At 68.8% G+C, this 15,213-nt stretch carries 16 protein-coding genes and 1 pseudogene; 7 read left to right on the forward strand and 10 right to left on the reverse strand.

Annotation, left to right across the window (positions count from 1 at the left end):
• Positions 1-20 precede the first annotated feature (20 nt).
• The 3 genes from EV671_RS17950 to EV671_RS17960 form a co-directional block, all read right to left on the reverse strand.
• Positions 21-419, reverse strand: coding sequence for a VOC family protein (locus EV671_RS17950; RefSeq protein ID WP_132574245.1), 399 nt, complete (start codon positions 417-419; stop codon positions 21-23).
• A 93-nt stretch (positions 420-512) separates the two neighbouring features.
• Positions 513-1,946, reverse strand: a complete 1,434-nt coding sequence (locus EV671_RS17955) for a cytochrome P450 (protein ID WP_132574247.1) — start codon at positions 1,944-1,946, stop codon at positions 513-515.
• Positions 1,947-2,019: 73 nt separating this feature from the next.
• A complete protein-coding gene (locus EV671_RS17960; RefSeq protein ID WP_132574249.1) occupies positions 2,020-3,429 on the reverse strand; it encodes an FAD-binding oxidoreductase in 1,410 nt (469 codons plus the stop codon).
• A 90-nt stretch (positions 3,430-3,519) separates the two neighbouring features.
• On the opposite strand from EV671_RS17960, the gene EV671_RS17965 reads away from it, so the two are divergent.
• From EV671_RS17965 to EV671_RS17975, 3 genes are read left to right on the forward strand one after another with little or no spacing between them, the layout of a single operon-like run.
• Positions 3,520-3,753, forward strand: coding sequence for a hypothetical protein (locus tag EV671_RS17965; protein ID WP_132574251.1), 234 nt, complete (start codon positions 3,520-3,522; stop codon positions 3,751-3,753).
• Positions 3,754-3,775: 22 nt separating this feature from the next.
• Entirely contained in the window at positions 3,776-5,713 is a 1,938-nt protein-coding gene (locus EV671_RS27815) for a methyl-accepting chemotaxis protein (protein WP_132574253.1), read from the forward strand.
• Positions 5,714-5,759: 46 nt separating this feature from the next.
• Positions 5,760-6,338: a cob(I)yrinic acid a,c-diamide adenosyltransferase gene (locus tag EV671_RS17975; RefSeq protein WP_132574255.1), complete on the forward strand. Its 579-nt coding sequence runs from the start codon at positions 5,760-5,762 to the stop codon at positions 6,336-6,338.
• A gap of 6 nt (positions 6,339-6,344) precedes the next feature.
• Here EV671_RS17975 and EV671_RS17980 read toward each other — a convergent pair whose 3' ends face one another.
• From EV671_RS17980 to EV671_RS17995, 4 genes are all read right to left on the reverse strand, one after another.
• Positions 6,345-6,641, reverse strand: coding sequence for a hypothetical protein (locus tag EV671_RS17980; protein WP_132574257.1), 297 nt, complete (start codon positions 6,639-6,641; stop codon positions 6,345-6,347).
• Positions 6,641-7,024, reverse strand: a complete 384-nt coding sequence (locus EV671_RS17985; protein ID WP_165917632.1) for a phage holin family protein — start codon at positions 7,022-7,024, stop codon at positions 6,641-6,643. The genes EV671_RS17980 and EV671_RS17985 overlap by 1 nt, the downstream gene beginning before the upstream one ends.
• The gene (locus EV671_RS17990; RefSeq protein ID WP_132574261.1) at positions 7,021-7,329 is read right to left on the reverse strand and encodes an ElaB/YgaM/YqjD family protein; all 309 of its coding nucleotides are present in this window, start codon (positions 7,327-7,329) and stop codon (positions 7,021-7,023) included. Before EV671_RS17990 ends, EV671_RS17985 begins: the two co-directional genes overlap by 4 nt.
• 71 nt (positions 7,330-7,400) lie before the next feature.
• The gene (locus tag EV671_RS17995; RefSeq protein ID WP_132574263.1) at positions 7,401-8,375 is read right to left on the reverse strand and encodes a helix-turn-helix transcriptional regulator; all 975 of its coding nucleotides are present in this window, start codon (positions 8,373-8,375) and stop codon (positions 7,401-7,403) included.
• Positions 8,376-8,501: 126 nt separating this feature from the next.
• On the opposite strand from EV671_RS17995, the gene EV671_RS18000 reads away from it, so the two are divergent.
• Positions 8,502-9,545, forward strand: coding sequence for a hypothetical protein (locus tag EV671_RS18000; protein WP_132574265.1), 1,044 nt, complete (start codon positions 8,502-8,504; stop codon positions 9,543-9,545).
• Positions 9,546-9,846: 301 nt separating this feature from the next.
• Here the strand turns inward: EV671_RS18000 and EV671_RS18005 are convergent, their stop codons facing one another.
• The 3 genes from EV671_RS18005 to EV671_RS18015 are packed head-to-tail and all read right to left on the reverse strand — an operon-like array spanning position 9,847 to position 11,425.
• Entirely contained in the window at positions 9,847-10,365 is a 519-nt protein-coding gene (locus EV671_RS18005) for a GNAT family N-acetyltransferase (protein ID WP_056875792.1), read from the reverse strand.
• Complete coding sequence (locus EV671_RS18010) at positions 10,356-11,099, reverse strand: 3'-5' exonuclease (protein ID WP_132574267.1); 744 nt, start codon at positions 11,097-11,099, stop codon at positions 10,356-10,358. Before EV671_RS18010 ends, EV671_RS18005 begins: the two co-directional genes overlap by 10 nt.
• A gap of 11 nt (positions 11,100-11,110) precedes the next feature.
• On the reverse strand, positions 11,111-11,425 hold the full coding sequence (locus EV671_RS18015) for a nucleotide pyrophosphohydrolase (protein WP_132574269.1): 315 nt from the start codon (positions 11,423-11,425) through the stop codon (positions 11,111-11,113).
• Between the two features lie 370 nt (positions 11,426-11,795).
• Between EV671_RS18015 and EV671_RS18020 the strand changes: the two genes are divergently transcribed.
• From EV671_RS18020 to ltrA, 3 genes and pseudogenes are all read left to right on the forward strand, one after another.
• A complete protein-coding gene (locus EV671_RS18020; protein WP_243655790.1) occupies positions 11,796-12,983 on the forward strand; it encodes an SGNH/GDSL hydrolase family protein in 1,188 nt (395 codons plus the stop codon).
• Positions 12,984-13,013: 30 nt separating this feature from the next.
• Positions 13,014-13,691: an OmpW/AlkL family protein gene (locus EV671_RS18025; protein WP_132574271.1), complete on the forward strand. Its 678-nt coding sequence runs from the start codon at positions 13,014-13,016 to the stop codon at positions 13,689-13,691.
• A gap of 445 nt (positions 13,692-14,136) precedes the next feature.
• Positions 14,137-14,943 (forward strand): annotated as a pseudogene (gene ltrA, locus EV671_RS18035) (group II intron reverse transcriptase/maturase); the annotation flags it as partial.
• Positions 14,944-15,213: the final 270 nt, after the last annotated feature.

The raw sequence follows: 15,213 nt of genomic DNA on the forward strand, positions 1-15,213 counted from the left end.
CGGCGTTTTTCATGGCCGGATCAGGCCTTGGGCACGCGGTACAGCGCGCAGAGCTTGTTGCCGTCGGGGTCGCGCACATAGGCCAGGTGCATCGCGCCGAGTGCGCTCTCGCGCAGGCCCGGCGGCTCTTCGATGGACTGGCCGCCGTGGGCCACGGCCACGTCGTGGAAGGTCTTCACCTGCTCGGGCGACTCGCATTTGAAGCCGACCGTCCCGCCGTTGGCATGGCAGGCCGGCTCGCCGTTGATGGGCTGGCTGATTGCGAAGCTGTTGCCGGCGTGACGATAGAACACGCGCTGATGGCCCTTCGGCCCCGTGTTGGGAAATCCCGCCGGCGCGCCGAGCACGGCCAGCACTGCGTCGTAGAAGCGCTTGCTGCGCTCGATGTCGTTGCTGCCGACCATCACATGGCTGAACATGCTTGTCTCCTCGGAGGCTGTTGGGAATGCGCTGGATTGTGGGCAATCCCGGCAGGCCGCAGGAGCCACCCGCCAAATCCCCGAGCACAGAGCTCAGGCGCGCAGGCCCAGCCGCATCGACAGCCCCACCGGCCCCATCGACAGCTGCAGATGCTCGCGCGGTGCCTGGCCGTCCGGCGTGTCGACGGCCACGAGCTCGAAGTTGCGCAGCAGCACGGCACAAGCCAGCTTGATCTCCATCAGCGCCAGATAGCGCCCCGGGCAGATGCGCGGCCCGGCGCCGAAGGGCATGGACAGGCGCTTGGCGGCGCCGGCCTGCTTGGCATCGTGCGCCCATCGCTCGGGGTCGAAGGCTGCCGCGTCGTGCAGGTGGCGTTCGCTAACCGCGTCACGCCGCATCACCGCCATGACGACCATGCCGGCCGGCACGGCCACGTCACCCACGCGCGTGTCGTGCACGGCCTGCGCGAAGTTGAGCGGCCCGACCGGCCGCAGCCGCATCGTCTCGTGCGCGCAGGCCTCGACGAAGTCCAGCCGCCCCAGTTGCTCCAGGTCGGGCAGGACCGCATCGCCCAGCACGCCATCCACCTCGGCCCGAGCCCGCGCCAGCATTTGGGGGTGGCGAGACAGCAGCCAGATCATCCAGGCCAAGGTGTTGGCCGTCGTGTCCTCGCCGGCCAGCAGCAGGCCGAGCACATTGCCCGCCACCTGTTCGTCGTCGATGCCGCTGGCGGGCGTATCGGCAGCCACCAGCATGGCCTCAAGCAGGTTGCCCGGCTTCTCGCGCAACGCCGGGTCGGCCGCCAGGCGCGAACGCGCCTTCGCGATGAAGCCCTGCACCGCGACATTGATCTCGGCGACGCTGCGCGTCAGCGCGCGATCCTCGGCCGAGGGCCACCAGCGCCAGGTCGGCAGCGGCGCGAAGATGCGCTTGAACAGCGTCGGAAAGATGCGGTTCAGATGGCGCTGGATGACGTCCTCGTCGGACTGCAGCGTGTTCACGTCCTCGCCGAAAGCCAGGCCCGCGACGGCATCCACCGTGAAGCGCATCAGGTCGGCCTGCAGTTCGATGGAACGGCCCGCCCGCGCTGCAGCCTGCCAGCGGCCGACGAGGCGCCCGGCCACGCGCAGCAGCGCGGGGTAGTAGCGCCTCACATGCACCGGGTCGAAGCCGGCCATGACCATGCGGCGCTGGCGCTTCCAGGTCTCGCCGTTGACGGCGAACAGACCCGCACCCAGCCCCGCCTCTCGGCCGATGTCCTCCAGCTTCTGCGTGCGCCGGAAGCCCTCGGGCCGATCACGCAGCACGGCCGCGATCAGTTCATGGTCGCCCACGACGACGATCCGGCGCTTGCCCAGTCTCAGCTTGAACAGCGGCCCGTAGTCCTCGCACCAGGCCTCCACCTGCTGGTGTACCCGTGTCGAGTCGATCTGCAGCAGATTGCCGAACACCGGCACGCCGCGCGGGCCGGGCAGGTCGTCGAAGTGGCGCAGCGCTGCGGCGGAAGGGCTGGTGGTGCTGTCCATGAACGCAGTCTAGGAAGACCCTTACACCACCGCCTCGTTCAGTTTGATGAGGTCGGTGCACGACGATGCGGCTTCAGCCCGCGAAGATCTTGCCCGGGTTCAGGATGCCCAGCGGGTCCAGCGCCGCCTTGACCGCTCGCATCACGGCCACCGCTTCCTCGCCGGTCTCGTCCAGCAGGAAGCCCTGCTTGTGCAGCCCGATGCCATGCTCGCCCGTGCAGGTGCCCTCCAGCGCGATCGCCCGCGCCACCATCTGCGCGCTCAGCCGCTCGGCAGTCGCCAGCTCCTCGGGCCGGGCCGGGTCCAGCAGATAGGCCATGTGGAAGTTGCCGTCTCCGACATGGCCGACGATGAAGTACGGCAGGCCCGCGGCCTCGACCTCGTCGATCGACGCATTGATGTTCTCGGCCAGACGCGAGATCGGCACGCAGGTGTCGGTCGTCACCGCGCGGCAGCCGGGGCGCATCTGCAGGCCGGAGAGATAGGCGTGGTGGCGTGCCGACCACAGGCGCGTGCGCGCCTCGGGCGTGGTGGCCCATTCGAAGGCTTCGCCGCCGTACTCGGCCGCCACCTCCTGCACCACGGCCGCCTGCTCGGCCACACCGGCCTCGCTGCCATGGAACTCCATCAGCAGCATCGGCTCCTCTTTCAGCCCCAGCCTGTCGTGCGCGTTGACGGCCTTGATCGCGTTGGTGTCCAGCAGTTCGCAGCGGGCGATGGGCACGCCGATCTGGATGACTTGCATCGCCGTGCGCACCGCGGCGTCGATGCTCGGGAAGAAGCAGATGGCCGCCGACACCGCCTCGGGCAGCGGGTGCACCTTGACGGTCAGCTCGGTGATGACGCCCAGCGTGCCCTCGCTGCCGATCAAGAGCCTTGTGAGGTCATAGCCCGCGCTGCTCTTCTTCGCGCGCGAGCCCGTGCGCACGATCTCGCCGTTCGCATTGACGAAGCGCAGGCCCAGCACGTTCTCGCGCATCGTGCCGTAGCGCACCGCGTTGGTGCCGCTGGCGCGCGTGGCGGCCATGCCGGCCAGGCTCGCGTCGGCGCCCGGGTCGATGGGGAAGAACAGGCCCTCGTGCTTCAGCGCCTCGTTCAGCGCCTTGCGCGTGACGCCGGGCTGTACGGTGACGGTCAGGTCCTCGGCGGCGATGCGCAGGACCTGGTTCATGCGCGAAACATCCAGGCTGATGCCGCCGCGCACGGCCAGCAGATGCCCCTCCAGCGACGAACCCGCGCCATAGGGAATGACCGGCACGCGATGGGCCGCGCACAGCGCGACGACGCGCGCCACCTCGGCCTCGCTCTCGGCGAACACGACGGCCTGAGGCGGCGGCACGTCGAAGACGGATTCGTCGCGACCGTGCTGCTCGCGCACGGCCATCGCCGTCGAACACCGCCCGCCGAACTCGGCCTGCAACGCAGCCAGCAGCTCCTGCGGCAGCGGCGGCACGACGGCTGCGGGATGGGCGGGCGCGTTCATCGGCGGGTCTCCTGATGCAGATCAGCCGATTGTGTTGCAGTGCCCGGCCCATAGTGCCAGCATGGATACATCCACACCGGGAGACCCCCCATGAACCTGACTTGGCTGCTGCTGATCCTTGCCGTCGTGCTGATCGGGCTCGGCGCCCTTCGCTTCGACATGCTGGTGGCGCGCTGGCGCGAGCTGATGGGCCAGGCACCGGCCGGGCGCGAGCCACCGCCCGCCGGCCCCCTCGTCGAGCAATTGCCCGAGAACCCCGGTCTCCACCCTCACGCCACGCCGGCGCGCAAGCCCGGCTACCACCGCAGCGGCAAGCGGCATTGAGAACTTCGGCAGGGAGAACGCGATGAGCCTGCTGAACCGCCTGAGCATCCGCCGCAAGCTGCTGCTGCTGACCTTGCTGGTGCTGGTCGCCATCAGCATTCCCGCCGCCTTCCAGGTGCACCAGGCCCGCGATCTGGCGCAGGCGGCGCAGGGCGAGCTCGACGGCCTCGCACCGGCACGCCAGCTGGTGCGCCTGACCCAGCTGACCCAGCAGCATCGCGGCCTGTCGGCGGCCATGCTGGGCGGCAATGCCGCCGTGCAATCCGGCCGCGAGGCCAAGAACACCGAGGTCGCCAGACAGTTCGAACTGCTGGACGGCATGCTCAAGACCGCCGCCGCCAGCGACGCCATGCGCCGGACCTGGCAGGACGCCCGCACGCGCTGGGGCAGCCTGTCCGGCCGGGTCGGCGCCAAGGATCTGAAGGCGGCCGAAAGCAGCACCCTGCACGCCGAGCTCATCGCGGTCTACTTCAGGCTGCTGGACCAGCTCGTCGACCAGTCCGGCCTGATCCTCGACCCCGAGGCCGCCTCCTATTTCCTCGTCAACGCGACGCTGATCCGGCTGCCGACGGCGACCGAGGCCCTGGGCCAGACACGGGCCCGCGGCGCCGGCTTCCTGGCCGAGGGCCAGATTGGGCCGGAGGGCCGCACGCTGCTGGCCGGGCTCGTGGCCCAGGCCGGCGACCAGCAGCAGGGCATGAGCACCGCCTTCGACAAAAGCTTCGCCGTCGACGCCGCGCTCAAGTCCCGCCTCGGCGGCAAGATCGCCGCGCTGCAGGAGCAGGTGGCCGCCGCGCTGAAGCTGACGCGCGAGGAGCTCATCCAGAAGGACGCCCTCAGCTACGCGGCGCCCGACTACATCGGCGCCTACACCCGCACCATCGACGCGATGTTCGCCGCCGACGAGGACGCGATGGACGCCCTCGACGGCCTGCTGCGGGAGCGGGTTTCGAGCCTGCGCATGAGCAGCTGGATCGTGTTCGGCCTGCTCGCTTTCATGCTGCTCGTCGTCTTCCTGTTCGTGCGCAGCATCTCGCGCAGCATCACGCTGCCGCTGCAGCATGCCGCGGGCCTGGCCCAGCAGATCGCCGCGCGCGACCTCAGCGGCGATGTCGTCGTGCGCGCCCGCGACGAGATCGGCGAGCTCACGCGCGCGCTGCTGGCCATGCGCGACAGCCTCTGCGGCGTCATCGGCGAGGTGCGCAGCAACGCCGGCGAGGTGGCCCGGGCCGCGCAGGAACTGGCCTCGGGCAACCAGGACCTGTCCCAGCGCACCGAGCAGCAGGCCTCGGCTCTCGAAGAAACGGCCAGCTCAATGGAGGAGCTCACGGCCACCGTGCGCAGCAACGCCGACCAGGCCGGCGACGCCAGCGGCCTGGCCCAGCGCGCCCGCAACGTCGCGATCTCGGGCGGCGAGGCCGTCGAGCAGGTCGTGCGCACGATGGGTGCCATCGAGGCCAGCAGCCGGCGCATCGAAGAGATCATCGCCGTCATCGACGGCATCGCCTTCCAGACCAACATCCTGGCGCTGAATGCGGCCGTCGAGGCGGCACGGGCCGGCGAGCAGGGCCGCGGCTTCGCGGTCGTCGCGTCCGAGGTGCGGGCCCTGGCCCAGCGCAGTGCCGAGGCCGCCAAGCAGATCAAGCAGCTCATCGCCGAGAGCGTCGGCCAGGTCGAGAGCGGTTCCCGCCTCGTGCAGGGCGCGGGCACGACGATGCGCGAGACCGTCGACGCCATCCGCTCGCTGACCGAGCTCGTCGGCAGCATCAGCCGCGCATCCAGCGAGCAGAGCAGCGGCATCGGCCAGATCGGCGAGGCCGTCTCCCACATGGACCAGCTCACGCAGCAGAACGCGGCCCTCGTCGAGCAGACCGCCGCCGCCGGCCTGAGCCTGCAGCAGCAGGCCGAGAAGCTGGCCGGCATCGTCAACACCTTCCGCATGCCGGTGGCACGACATTGAGAATCAGGCAGGATGCGGGTCCGACCAAGTTCCGCACACTGTCACCATGGGCAACAGACTCTCCCAGATCGCCACCCGCACCGGCGACGACGGCACCACCGGCCTCTCCGACGGTAGCCGCGTGCCCAAGAACCACCTGCGCGTGCAGGCCATGGGCGATGTCGACGAGCTCAACTCCAACCTCGGCCTGCTGCTGGCCGAGCCCCTGCCCGACGACGTCCGCGAGCTTTTGATCACCATCCAGCACGAGCTCTTCAACCTCGGCGGCGAGCTTTCCTGGCCCGGCGGCCAGCTGCTGAAGGACGCCGCCGTGCTGCGCCTGGACGAGGCGCTGGAGCACTACAACGCGGCGCTGCCGCGGCTCAAGGAGTTCATCCTGCCCGCGGGCACGCGCAGCGCGGCCATCGCCCATGTCTGCCGCACCGTGGCCCGCCGCGCAGAGCGCGCCGTCATCACGCTGGCCTCGGCCGAACAGATCCACGCCGCGCCGCGCCAGTACCTGAACCGCCTGTCCGACCTGCTCTTCGTGCTGGCCCGCGTGCTCAACCGTGCCAACCTCGACGGGCTGGGCGGCGACGACGTCTACTGGCAAAGCGAGAGGATGAAGCGGCTGGAAGCCGAGTGAGGCGCATCAGCGCCGCTGCCAGATCTTCCAGGCCGCCCAGGCCCAGCGCAGCGCCTGCGTCCAGCGGCCGCGGCGCTGCTTGCCCGCACCGGCCATGAAAGCCGCGCCCAGCGCGCCGGCCGCCCGCACCCAGGGATCGGCCAGCTGGGCCCGCAGCCACAGCCAGCGCCGGCCCCACTGGTCGGCCCGCCGGCCCAGGTCGTCCACGGCGATCACGGCCTGGCCGCGCAGCAGCTGCGAGGCCAGCAGCAGGTCGGCCTTGCGCTGGGCGCGCCGTGCCGGGTCGGTGGGGATGCGCCGCATCAGGGCCCCGGCGGGCGCCGCAGGGCGTCGGCATCCTCGCGCAGCTCGGCGATGCTGGCCTGGAACAGCGTCGACGGCAGCGCAACCAGGCTTCTGACCTTCCGAACCGCGACAACGGCCGCCACGACCAGCACGAGGGTGGCGCAGCCCAGGGCCAGCAGCCGATGCTCGTCCCACAGCGCGACGGTGACGAGCAGCACCGCCATCAGCAGGCCGAAGCCTGCCAGCAACGCCGCCAGCACGGCCCACAGCAGCAGGCTGGCGATGCGGTCCTTCTCCTCCTGGGCCTCAATGGCCAGCAGCTCGAGCCGGATGCGGCTCAGCGCCAGCAGCGAAGCCCCGAGCCGGCGCAGCGGCGCGGAGACGGGTTCCTCGGTGCTCAACGGCGGCCGATCAACACGCCCAACGCTAGGCCGATCGCCGCGGCGACGCCGATGGCCTGCCAGGGGTTGTCGTGCACATAGTCGTCGGTAGCCGTGGCGGCTGCCTTGGCGCGCCGCACGGCCTCGTGCTGGGCGTCCAGCAGCCTTTCCTTCGCATCGTCCAGGCGCTCGCGGATGCGCGCGCGCAAGGCCTTGGCTTCGCCTTCGGCCTGGCTGCCCGTGGCCGTCATCAGCGAATCGATGTCGTCCATGACGGCGCGGAAATCCGCGGCCAGCTTTTCCTTCGCCAGGGTGGTGTCACTCATCGCAAGCTCCTCGGTCGGATGGAATAGAGGCCAAGCCTAGCGCGATTGATCTCACTTCCCTATGACCCGCCTCAAACCGGGAGCGCTGCGGCGGCCTGGCGCAGGCGCGCCGCATAGGCGTCGCGCAGCTCGGGCGGCGCGACGACGTCGACGCGGCCGGCGTGGCGCAGCAAGTCCATCAGCAGTTCGGTGTCGTCCACATAGGGCAGGCGCAGCCGCCAGCGGCCGTCGGGCAGGAACTCGCTGCGCTGGGCCGGATGCCATTCCTCGCGCGACACCCAGGCCGCCGTCTCGGCGTTGAAGACCAGCTCAGCCTCGCGCGGCCTGCCGCCGGCGAAGATGCCATAGCCCTGGTCCAGCTCGGCCTCCAGCTCGGCCAGCGGCACGGCCTTGGCCTCGGTGTCGAGCAGCGTGGCGCCCTCGATGCCGTCGAGCGCAAAGCGGCGGTAGGCGTCGCTGGCATGGCACCAGGCGTCCAGATACCAGGCATGGCGGTGATGCACGAGGCGCTGCGGCGACACCTCGCGCTCGCTGGCCACGCCGTCTCGCTTCTTGCGATAGCGGATGGCCAGGCGGCGGCGCTTCACGACGGCGCTGCCCACGGTCTCGAAGCTGTCGCTGGCCACGCGCCGGCGTGCCGTGCCGATGAGCTTCACGCGCCGGCGCAGCTCATCCGCCTCGGCCGCATCCACGCCCAGCATGCCGGTGATCTTGTCGAACATGGGTTGCAGATGGCGGCCGACGACGCCCTGCTCGTCCAGCCCGGCCAGCATCTGCTGCATGGTCAGCAGCGCATGCAGCTCGGCCTCGTTGAACCACATGCCCGGCAGCTCATGCTTGCCGCCGCGCCACTGCTGGCCGAAGCGGTAGCCGTTCTCGCCGGCGTCGTATTCGATGGGCGCGTCCAGCCGCTCGCGCAGATAGGCCAGGTCACGCTTGAGCGTGGCCGGCGACACCTCCAGCGCCTCGATCAGCTCGGCAAACGACACACAGCCGCGGGAGCGGATCAGGTGCTCGATCTTGTAGAAGCGTTCGGTGCGGTCCACGGGCCTGGTTCCTGAAAATATTCACAGTGTTTTCCAGGTGGATCATCTCATGAGCCACCTGGCTCACAGACTGCTTGCAAGGCCCGCGAACTTCATCGGCGAGCCCAACCGATCAGGAGCCTCGACATGCAAGCCGTCTTCAACACCGCCCAAGCCACCCAGCCCGCCCTCGTCCAGTTCGACCTGGGACTCACCGAAGCGCCTGCCGCCATCAGCGCCCACGAGCGCATCGGCCTGGCCCTGGGCCGCGACTACGCGCTGCACGGCCTGACGCCGCCCATCGCCCACCTCTACCCGCAATCGCCGCTGCAGCGTGGCTGGATGGCGGCGCGTGGCCGCAGCGTGCGCACGCCGGCCAGCCCCCAGGTCGAGCTCTGGCTGGCCCTGCGCACCCATGCCTGGACGCGCGGCCGCAGCTTCGAGGACATCCAGCTCACGCCCCACCATCTCGGCCAGCTCGACACGACGCACTGCCCCATCACCCGCGAACTGCTGGTCGACGACAGCCGCAGCATCGACCGCGTCCGCGACGATGCCGGCTACGCCGCCGGCAACCTGGCGGTGATGAGCCGCCGCGCCAACCGCGCCAAGGGCAGCCGCGGCCATCAGGCCCTCGTCGACATGGCCGCCAGCTGCGCCGCCGGCCCCATCACCCGCATCGGCGGCCTGGCGGAGGCCGACTGGCAGCGCCTGGCCGTGCTGGCAAGCTTTGTCACGCCGCTGAGCCATGAGCAGGCTGCGCAGATCCCGCTGCGCGTGCTGCCGCCCAACCGGCTGCGCCTTTTCAACCCCATCCAGGCGTTGCAAGCCCTGGTCACGCGCCAGCTCGCTACGCCGGGCTGGAGCGCCCGCCTGAGCCGCCTCGAAGCCCTGCTGCCGACCGACGCGCTGCGCAGCGATTTCAACCGCTTCCTGCTGGCCCTGGCGCCGCGCGTGCTGGCCGCCGCGGAGTTGCAGGAGCCGCAGCAGATCCGCTGGGCGCTGGAAGATGCCTGGGCCCAGCCGCTGGTGCAGAAGCGCTGGAAGCGCTTCGCACTGCAGCTGACGCCCGAACAGGCCGAAGCCCTGGTGGAACGCGCCGCGGCCAAGAAGCTCTGCCCCGTGCATGTGCAGCGCCATGACGACGCAACCGATGGCTGGGCGCTGGCGACGGGCGGCTACACCGTTTGAACCGTCTTCGCGGGCCGAGCACCGGGCCTGCCATCGGCCAGAGGCCGATGGCCTTCCGTAGACACAAGCAGTCCGCAGGGACTGCTTGTGTCCGACTCCAGATCCCAAGCCGGCCCGCTCTGGCGATGTGCTTGCGGCTCAATGCCGCAAGCATCGCCGTCCCCCAGGGGGCTGAGGCCGGACACGGCAAGTCCTGTGGACTTGTCGTGCCTGCCGAAGAGCAGCCGCTCTGTCGGCTGCGCGGTCTGCAAGACCGACTGGACGCGCCCGCGTTCAGCGCGGCGCGACCGGGCGAGGGGCTTCAGACCAGCGAGCGGTGCAGGCGGATCTCTTCGACGCGGGCGCCGCCCACTTCCGTCGTGCGGGCGCTGCCCAGTTCACGCTTGAAACCGGCCAGTTCGAAAAAGCGCAGCGCGCGCTCATTGCGCAGATAGCACCACAGCGTGGCCTTGGTGCAGCCTTCTTCCTGCAGGCCGTCGCGCGTGGCATCCCACAGCGCCAGGCCCACGCCCTTGTCCCAGTGCACCGGGTCGGCAAACATCGCCCAGACCTCGCCGGTCGTGGCCGGCGTGCCCTTGTCGCGTGAACGGTCGAAGCCGGCGAAGCCCATGATCTTGTTGTCCAGATGGGCCACGATGACCTGCGGCTCGCACAGGTCGATGGCCTCGCGCCAGAAGGCCTGGCGCTTCTGCACCGACATCGCATCCAGCGCAGCGGCCGGCAGCAGCGCCTTGTAGGCATCCTGGCTGGCGGCAACGTGGATCTCGGCGATGGCCTTGGCATCGCGCAGGGTGGCGGGGCGAACCTGGATCACGGACATGGAATTCTTCTTGAGCAATACGCGGGGCACGAAAGGGCAGGATTGTCCTTGCCCAAGCCCGCCCGGCGGCCTCTTGACAGAATTTTTTCTGGTCTTCCTGCGATCAGGCGGCCTCGCAGGAGGCCTGCTTCGCCTTCCGCGTCTTCACATGCTCGACCAGGCCACGCCTGAGCCAGCGCATGGTCGACCGCCATGCCGCCCAGGTCCAGCGCAAAGCGCCGCGCTATCTCGTCCTGCACCTTCAGCAGCAGCTCCGCCGTGACCAGGGCATCGGCCAGCGCCCGGTGGGCACGGCCCGAATAGCTCAGGCCATGGAAGCGCACCTGCTCGCCCAGCGAATGGCTGCTGGCCTCGGGCCAGAGCCGGCGCGTCAGCAGCACGGTGCAGGCGAAGTCATGGGCCGGATCGGGCGCCAGGCCGGCACGCCGCATCTCGGCCTGCCAGAAGCCCCGGTCGAAACCGGCGTTATGCGCGACCAGCGGGCAGCCCGCCGTGAAACGGGCCAGCTCGCACATGACGTCGGCCGCATCCGGCGCGCCGGCCAGCATCTCGTTGCTGATGCCCGTCAGCGCCTGGATCTGCGGTGGCACCCAGGCGCCGGTCCTCATCAGACTTGAAAAGCGGTCGACCACCTGGCCACCACTCACAAGCACGGCGGCAATCTCGGTCGCGCGGCCGCCGCCGGTGGGCGCCAGGCCCGTGGTCTCGAAGTCGATGACGGCAATGGTTTCCATGAAGACCCCCGTCAAGACTTCTTGGGCGGGTGCTTGATGGCGTTCATCGCCAGCTTGCGCTCGACGGCGGCATCCAGGTCCACGCCGCCGTGGTCGGCGATCTGCACGAGGTAGAGCAGCACGTCGGACAACTCCTCGCCGAGGTGGCGGCGCTGATCGTCGCTGAGGTTCAGGGACTGCTCCGGCGTCAGCCACTGGAAGATTTCCAGCAGCTCGGCGGCTTCCACCGTCATGGCCATCGCAAGGTTCTTGGGGGTCTGGTAGGGCTGCCAGTCGCGCTCGTTGGCGAAGCGGCGCAGGCGTTGTTGGAGGGCGTGGAAATCCATGCGGAAAGTGTCCGATGTATTCCAATCTGTATTCAAGATTTCAAATTGGTCGTGGTAGTAGGGGCCGGCCCGCGCTGTGGACAACGCAGAAAAGTCCTTGCGCGCCAAGCGTTTGGCTGCCGAACAAGCCTGTGCGCCACCGCCCTGACGACTTGTCCCGCGTTTGGGAACAACTTCGGCGAACGGCTCCGGGCTGTGGATATCCGGGCAGTTGTCCCGGAGCCATCCACAGACTTGCTCAAGCCCTTCATCAGGGTTGTTCTTTACAGATTGCGGCGCAAAACGCAACGGCTGCACGGGGTGCAAGGGCTAGAGTTGCGCTCCCGAATTTGAAAGCGCCGCAGCCTGCGGTGTCGCCTAGGAGACAACGATGAAAACCGTCGGTTTCACCAAACCCTTCCTCACCCGGATTGCCGCGGCCTCCGCGGCGCTGATGGCCAGCTTGATGGTGGCGGGTTGCGGCGGCGGCGCCACCGCGGACACGACGCCCAAGGTCAGCATCTCGTCGGTCAAGGTCTTCGGCGACAGCCTGCAGGACAGCGGCACCTTCGGCTTCAAGTTCACGATCCAGGCCGCCAGCAATCCGATCTACGTCGAGCGCGTGGCGGCCGCCTACGGCCAGACGCTGTGCAACTTCTTCGCCTACAACGGCACGACCTTCGTTGCGAACACGGCGAAGACGGGCTGCACCAACTTCGCGATCGGCGGTGGCCGCATCACCGTTGCGGCGAGCCAGGGGGGTGCCGCCAATCCGCAGACCGTCGGCACGCAGATGGCCACCTATGCGTCGGCGGGCAGCTACACGGCCTCTGACCTGGTCATCGTCGACGGCGGCGGCAACGACACGGCCGACCTCGTCGGCGCCTACCTGACGGCCCCGAAGGACAGCGCAGCGAGCTATGCCGCTCTGCTTGGCACGCTGCTGACGCCCACGCAGATCGGCACCGCCCTGGCCGGCGGCGCGACGACCACGGGCCAGATCGGCGCGACCTACATGACCGCGCTGGCCGACAAGTTCTACGCCTCCATCAAGGCCAGCGTGCTGGACAAGGGCGCAACGCATGTCGTCGTGATGAACATCCCCGACATCACCATCACGCCGCGCTTCCAGATGGTGCTGGACGGCATCGCCGCGGCCTACGGTGGTGGCACGGCCGGCGCCACGGCCCGTGCCCAGTCGCAGGCCTTGTTCCAGGCCTGGATGACGGCCTTCAACACCGAACTGACCGCCAAGCTCGGCACCGACGACCGCGTCGCGCTGATCGATATCTATACCGGCTTCCAGACTTTCGCCGCCACGCCGGCCCAGTTCAGCCTGACCAATGTGAAGACGCCGGCCTGCCCGATCACGGGTGTCGGCAGCGACGGCCTGCCCACCTACACCTTCCCGACCTGCACGGACGCTGCCCTGTCTGCCGCGCCGCCCGCCGGCGCGACCGGTGGTGCCGACTGGTGGAAGAGCTATGCCTTCTCCGACAGCTTCCACCCGACCCTCTATGGCCACCAGCTCGTTCAGCAGGCGATCGGCAAGGCCCTGACCACCAAGGGCTGGCTGTAAACCCCGGCACCACCCATTCGGAGACAAGCCATGAAAACCAAGTTCCTCCTCGGTGCCGCAACCGCCCTTGCCGCCCTCCTCGCCGCCGGCAGCGCCCTCGCGCAGTCGGCCGGCAGCATCGTCGTCTACGGCGGCGCCGCCCAGATCACGCCCAAGGTCGACAGTGGCGACCTGAGCGCGCCCAGCTTGGCCGGCACCAAGATCGACGTGAAGAAGGCCACCTCCTTCGTCGGCGGCATCACCTACTACTGGACCGACAACATCAGCATCGACCTGCCGATCTCGGCACCGTTCACGCACGATGTCGTCGGCGCCGGCGCGATCCAGGGCGTCGGCAAGATCGGCACCGTCAAGTCGCTGCCGGCCACGCTGCTGGCCCAGTACCGCTTCGGCGAAGCCACCAGTGCCTTCCGCCCCTTCGTCGGCGCCGGCGTCACCTATGGCTACTTCTACAAGCCCAAGGCCACGGCCACGCTGTCCGCCATCACCGGCGGCACGCCCAGCAACCCGACGACGCTGTCCATGAAGAGCCGCTTCGGCGCGACCGTCGAACTGGGCGGCGCCTACAACATCACCAAGGACTGGTCCGCCAGCCTGTCGGTGACCAAGACCTTCATCAAGACCACCGGCAGCCTGTCTACCGGCCAGACCATCGAGACGACGCTGGACCCGGTGTCCGTCAAGTTCGGCGTCGGTTATCGCTTCTGATCGGGCTTGGTCCGGTCATCCAGAGGGAGCCTGTGGGCTCCCTTTTTTGTGCGCCCAGCATGGGCGCACTCTTGCGGGTGCAAGTCCCGCCGTAAGTTGGTCACGACGAACGAAGCAAAGCGCAACTGCACGAGGGCGACCGAGTGTGGGGAGGAAGCGTGGAGCGAAGCTGCGAGCCGATGAACAAGAACTGGATAGAAGGCGCTGCCGAGCAGGGCGAACGGGCAAGAGACCGCGAAGCTCTCGTGATCAAGGCGAGGTGGCGTAAATCCGGCGGTTGTGCAGTGAAGGAGTGCGTTCTTACCTGGGGAGATCTCGCCTTGTGCCTGAAGGGGCGACGGCGATGAGCCGGAGCGAGAAGTCAGCAGAGGCCGTAGTAGCTGAGGTAGGCCGAAGAGGCCGTAGGCCCAGGCGAAGGGCCGAACGAGAAGGACAGCTGCGAGACATGCTGCTTGGCGAGGCAAGGCATCAGAAGCCTGGGCAACTGGGGCGCACGGGCAAAGCGGGCGGTGAAGCCGCGCGGGAAGTCGTGAGCGATGAAGCCAAGCTGGCGCAGCATGCACAAACGGGCTGCGGGGCCGGCGACCTGCTGGGGCAGGCGCTGGTCAGAGAGAACATGGCTCTAGCGTGGAAGCGCGTGAAGGCCAACAAGGGCAGTGCCGGCGTCGATGGACGCACGGTGCTTGAGACGGGCGAATACCTCAAGACAGCGTGGCCAGGCATCCGGGCTGGACTGCTGGACGGCAGCTACCGGCCCAGTCCGGTACGCCGTGTGGGCATCCCCAAGCCTGGAGGTGGGACACGCGAGCTGGGGATACCGACGGTGGTGGACAGGCTGATCCAGCAAGCGCTGCTGCAAGTGCTGCAACCCTTCATAGATCCGAGCTTCAGCGAGCACAGCCACGGCTTCAGGCCGGGGCGAAGCGCGCATGAGGCGGTGCTGAAGGCGCAGCAGTATGTGCAGGAAGGGCGAGGGGTGGTGGTGGATGTGGATTTGGAGAAATTCTTCGACCGCGTCAACCACGACATCCTGATGGACAGGCTGGCCCGGCGCACGGCGGACAAGCGGGTGCTGCGACTGATCCGCCGCTACCTGCAGGCAGGCATCCTGGCGCACGGCATGCACAGCGAGCGGTTTGAGGGCACGCCGCAAGGCGGGCCGTTGAGTCCGCTGCTGGCCAACGTGTTGCTGGACGAAGTGGATCGGGAGCTGGAGCGCAGGGGCCACCGGTTCGTGCGCTACGCCGACGACTGTGTGCCACGAAGGCACCCGGGGGGAGCAATCCTTCTGAGCAGCCATGCTGCACAAGAGATGAGGGTGGGCCCCTCGAAGGTCGGCGTGCAGGCGCAGGCCTCAAACCACCCACTGCTGCTGCGCTTAAGAGGCGTGGTGGTGAGCGAGCTGGGAAAAGGCCGGGTTCGACCCGGTGTTACGTCCCGCGTAGATTTCGGCTCGCGATCCCAAGCTATTCGAGGTTGAGTCAAGGCTGCTGTCTCGCGAAGAATTGGACGGGACTCGCAC

The sequence above is a fragment of the Roseateles saccharophilus genome (assembly GCF_004342485.1).
Lineage (GTDB): Bacteria > Pseudomonadota > Gammaproteobacteria > Burkholderiales > Burkholderiaceae_C > Pelomonas > Pelomonas saccharophila.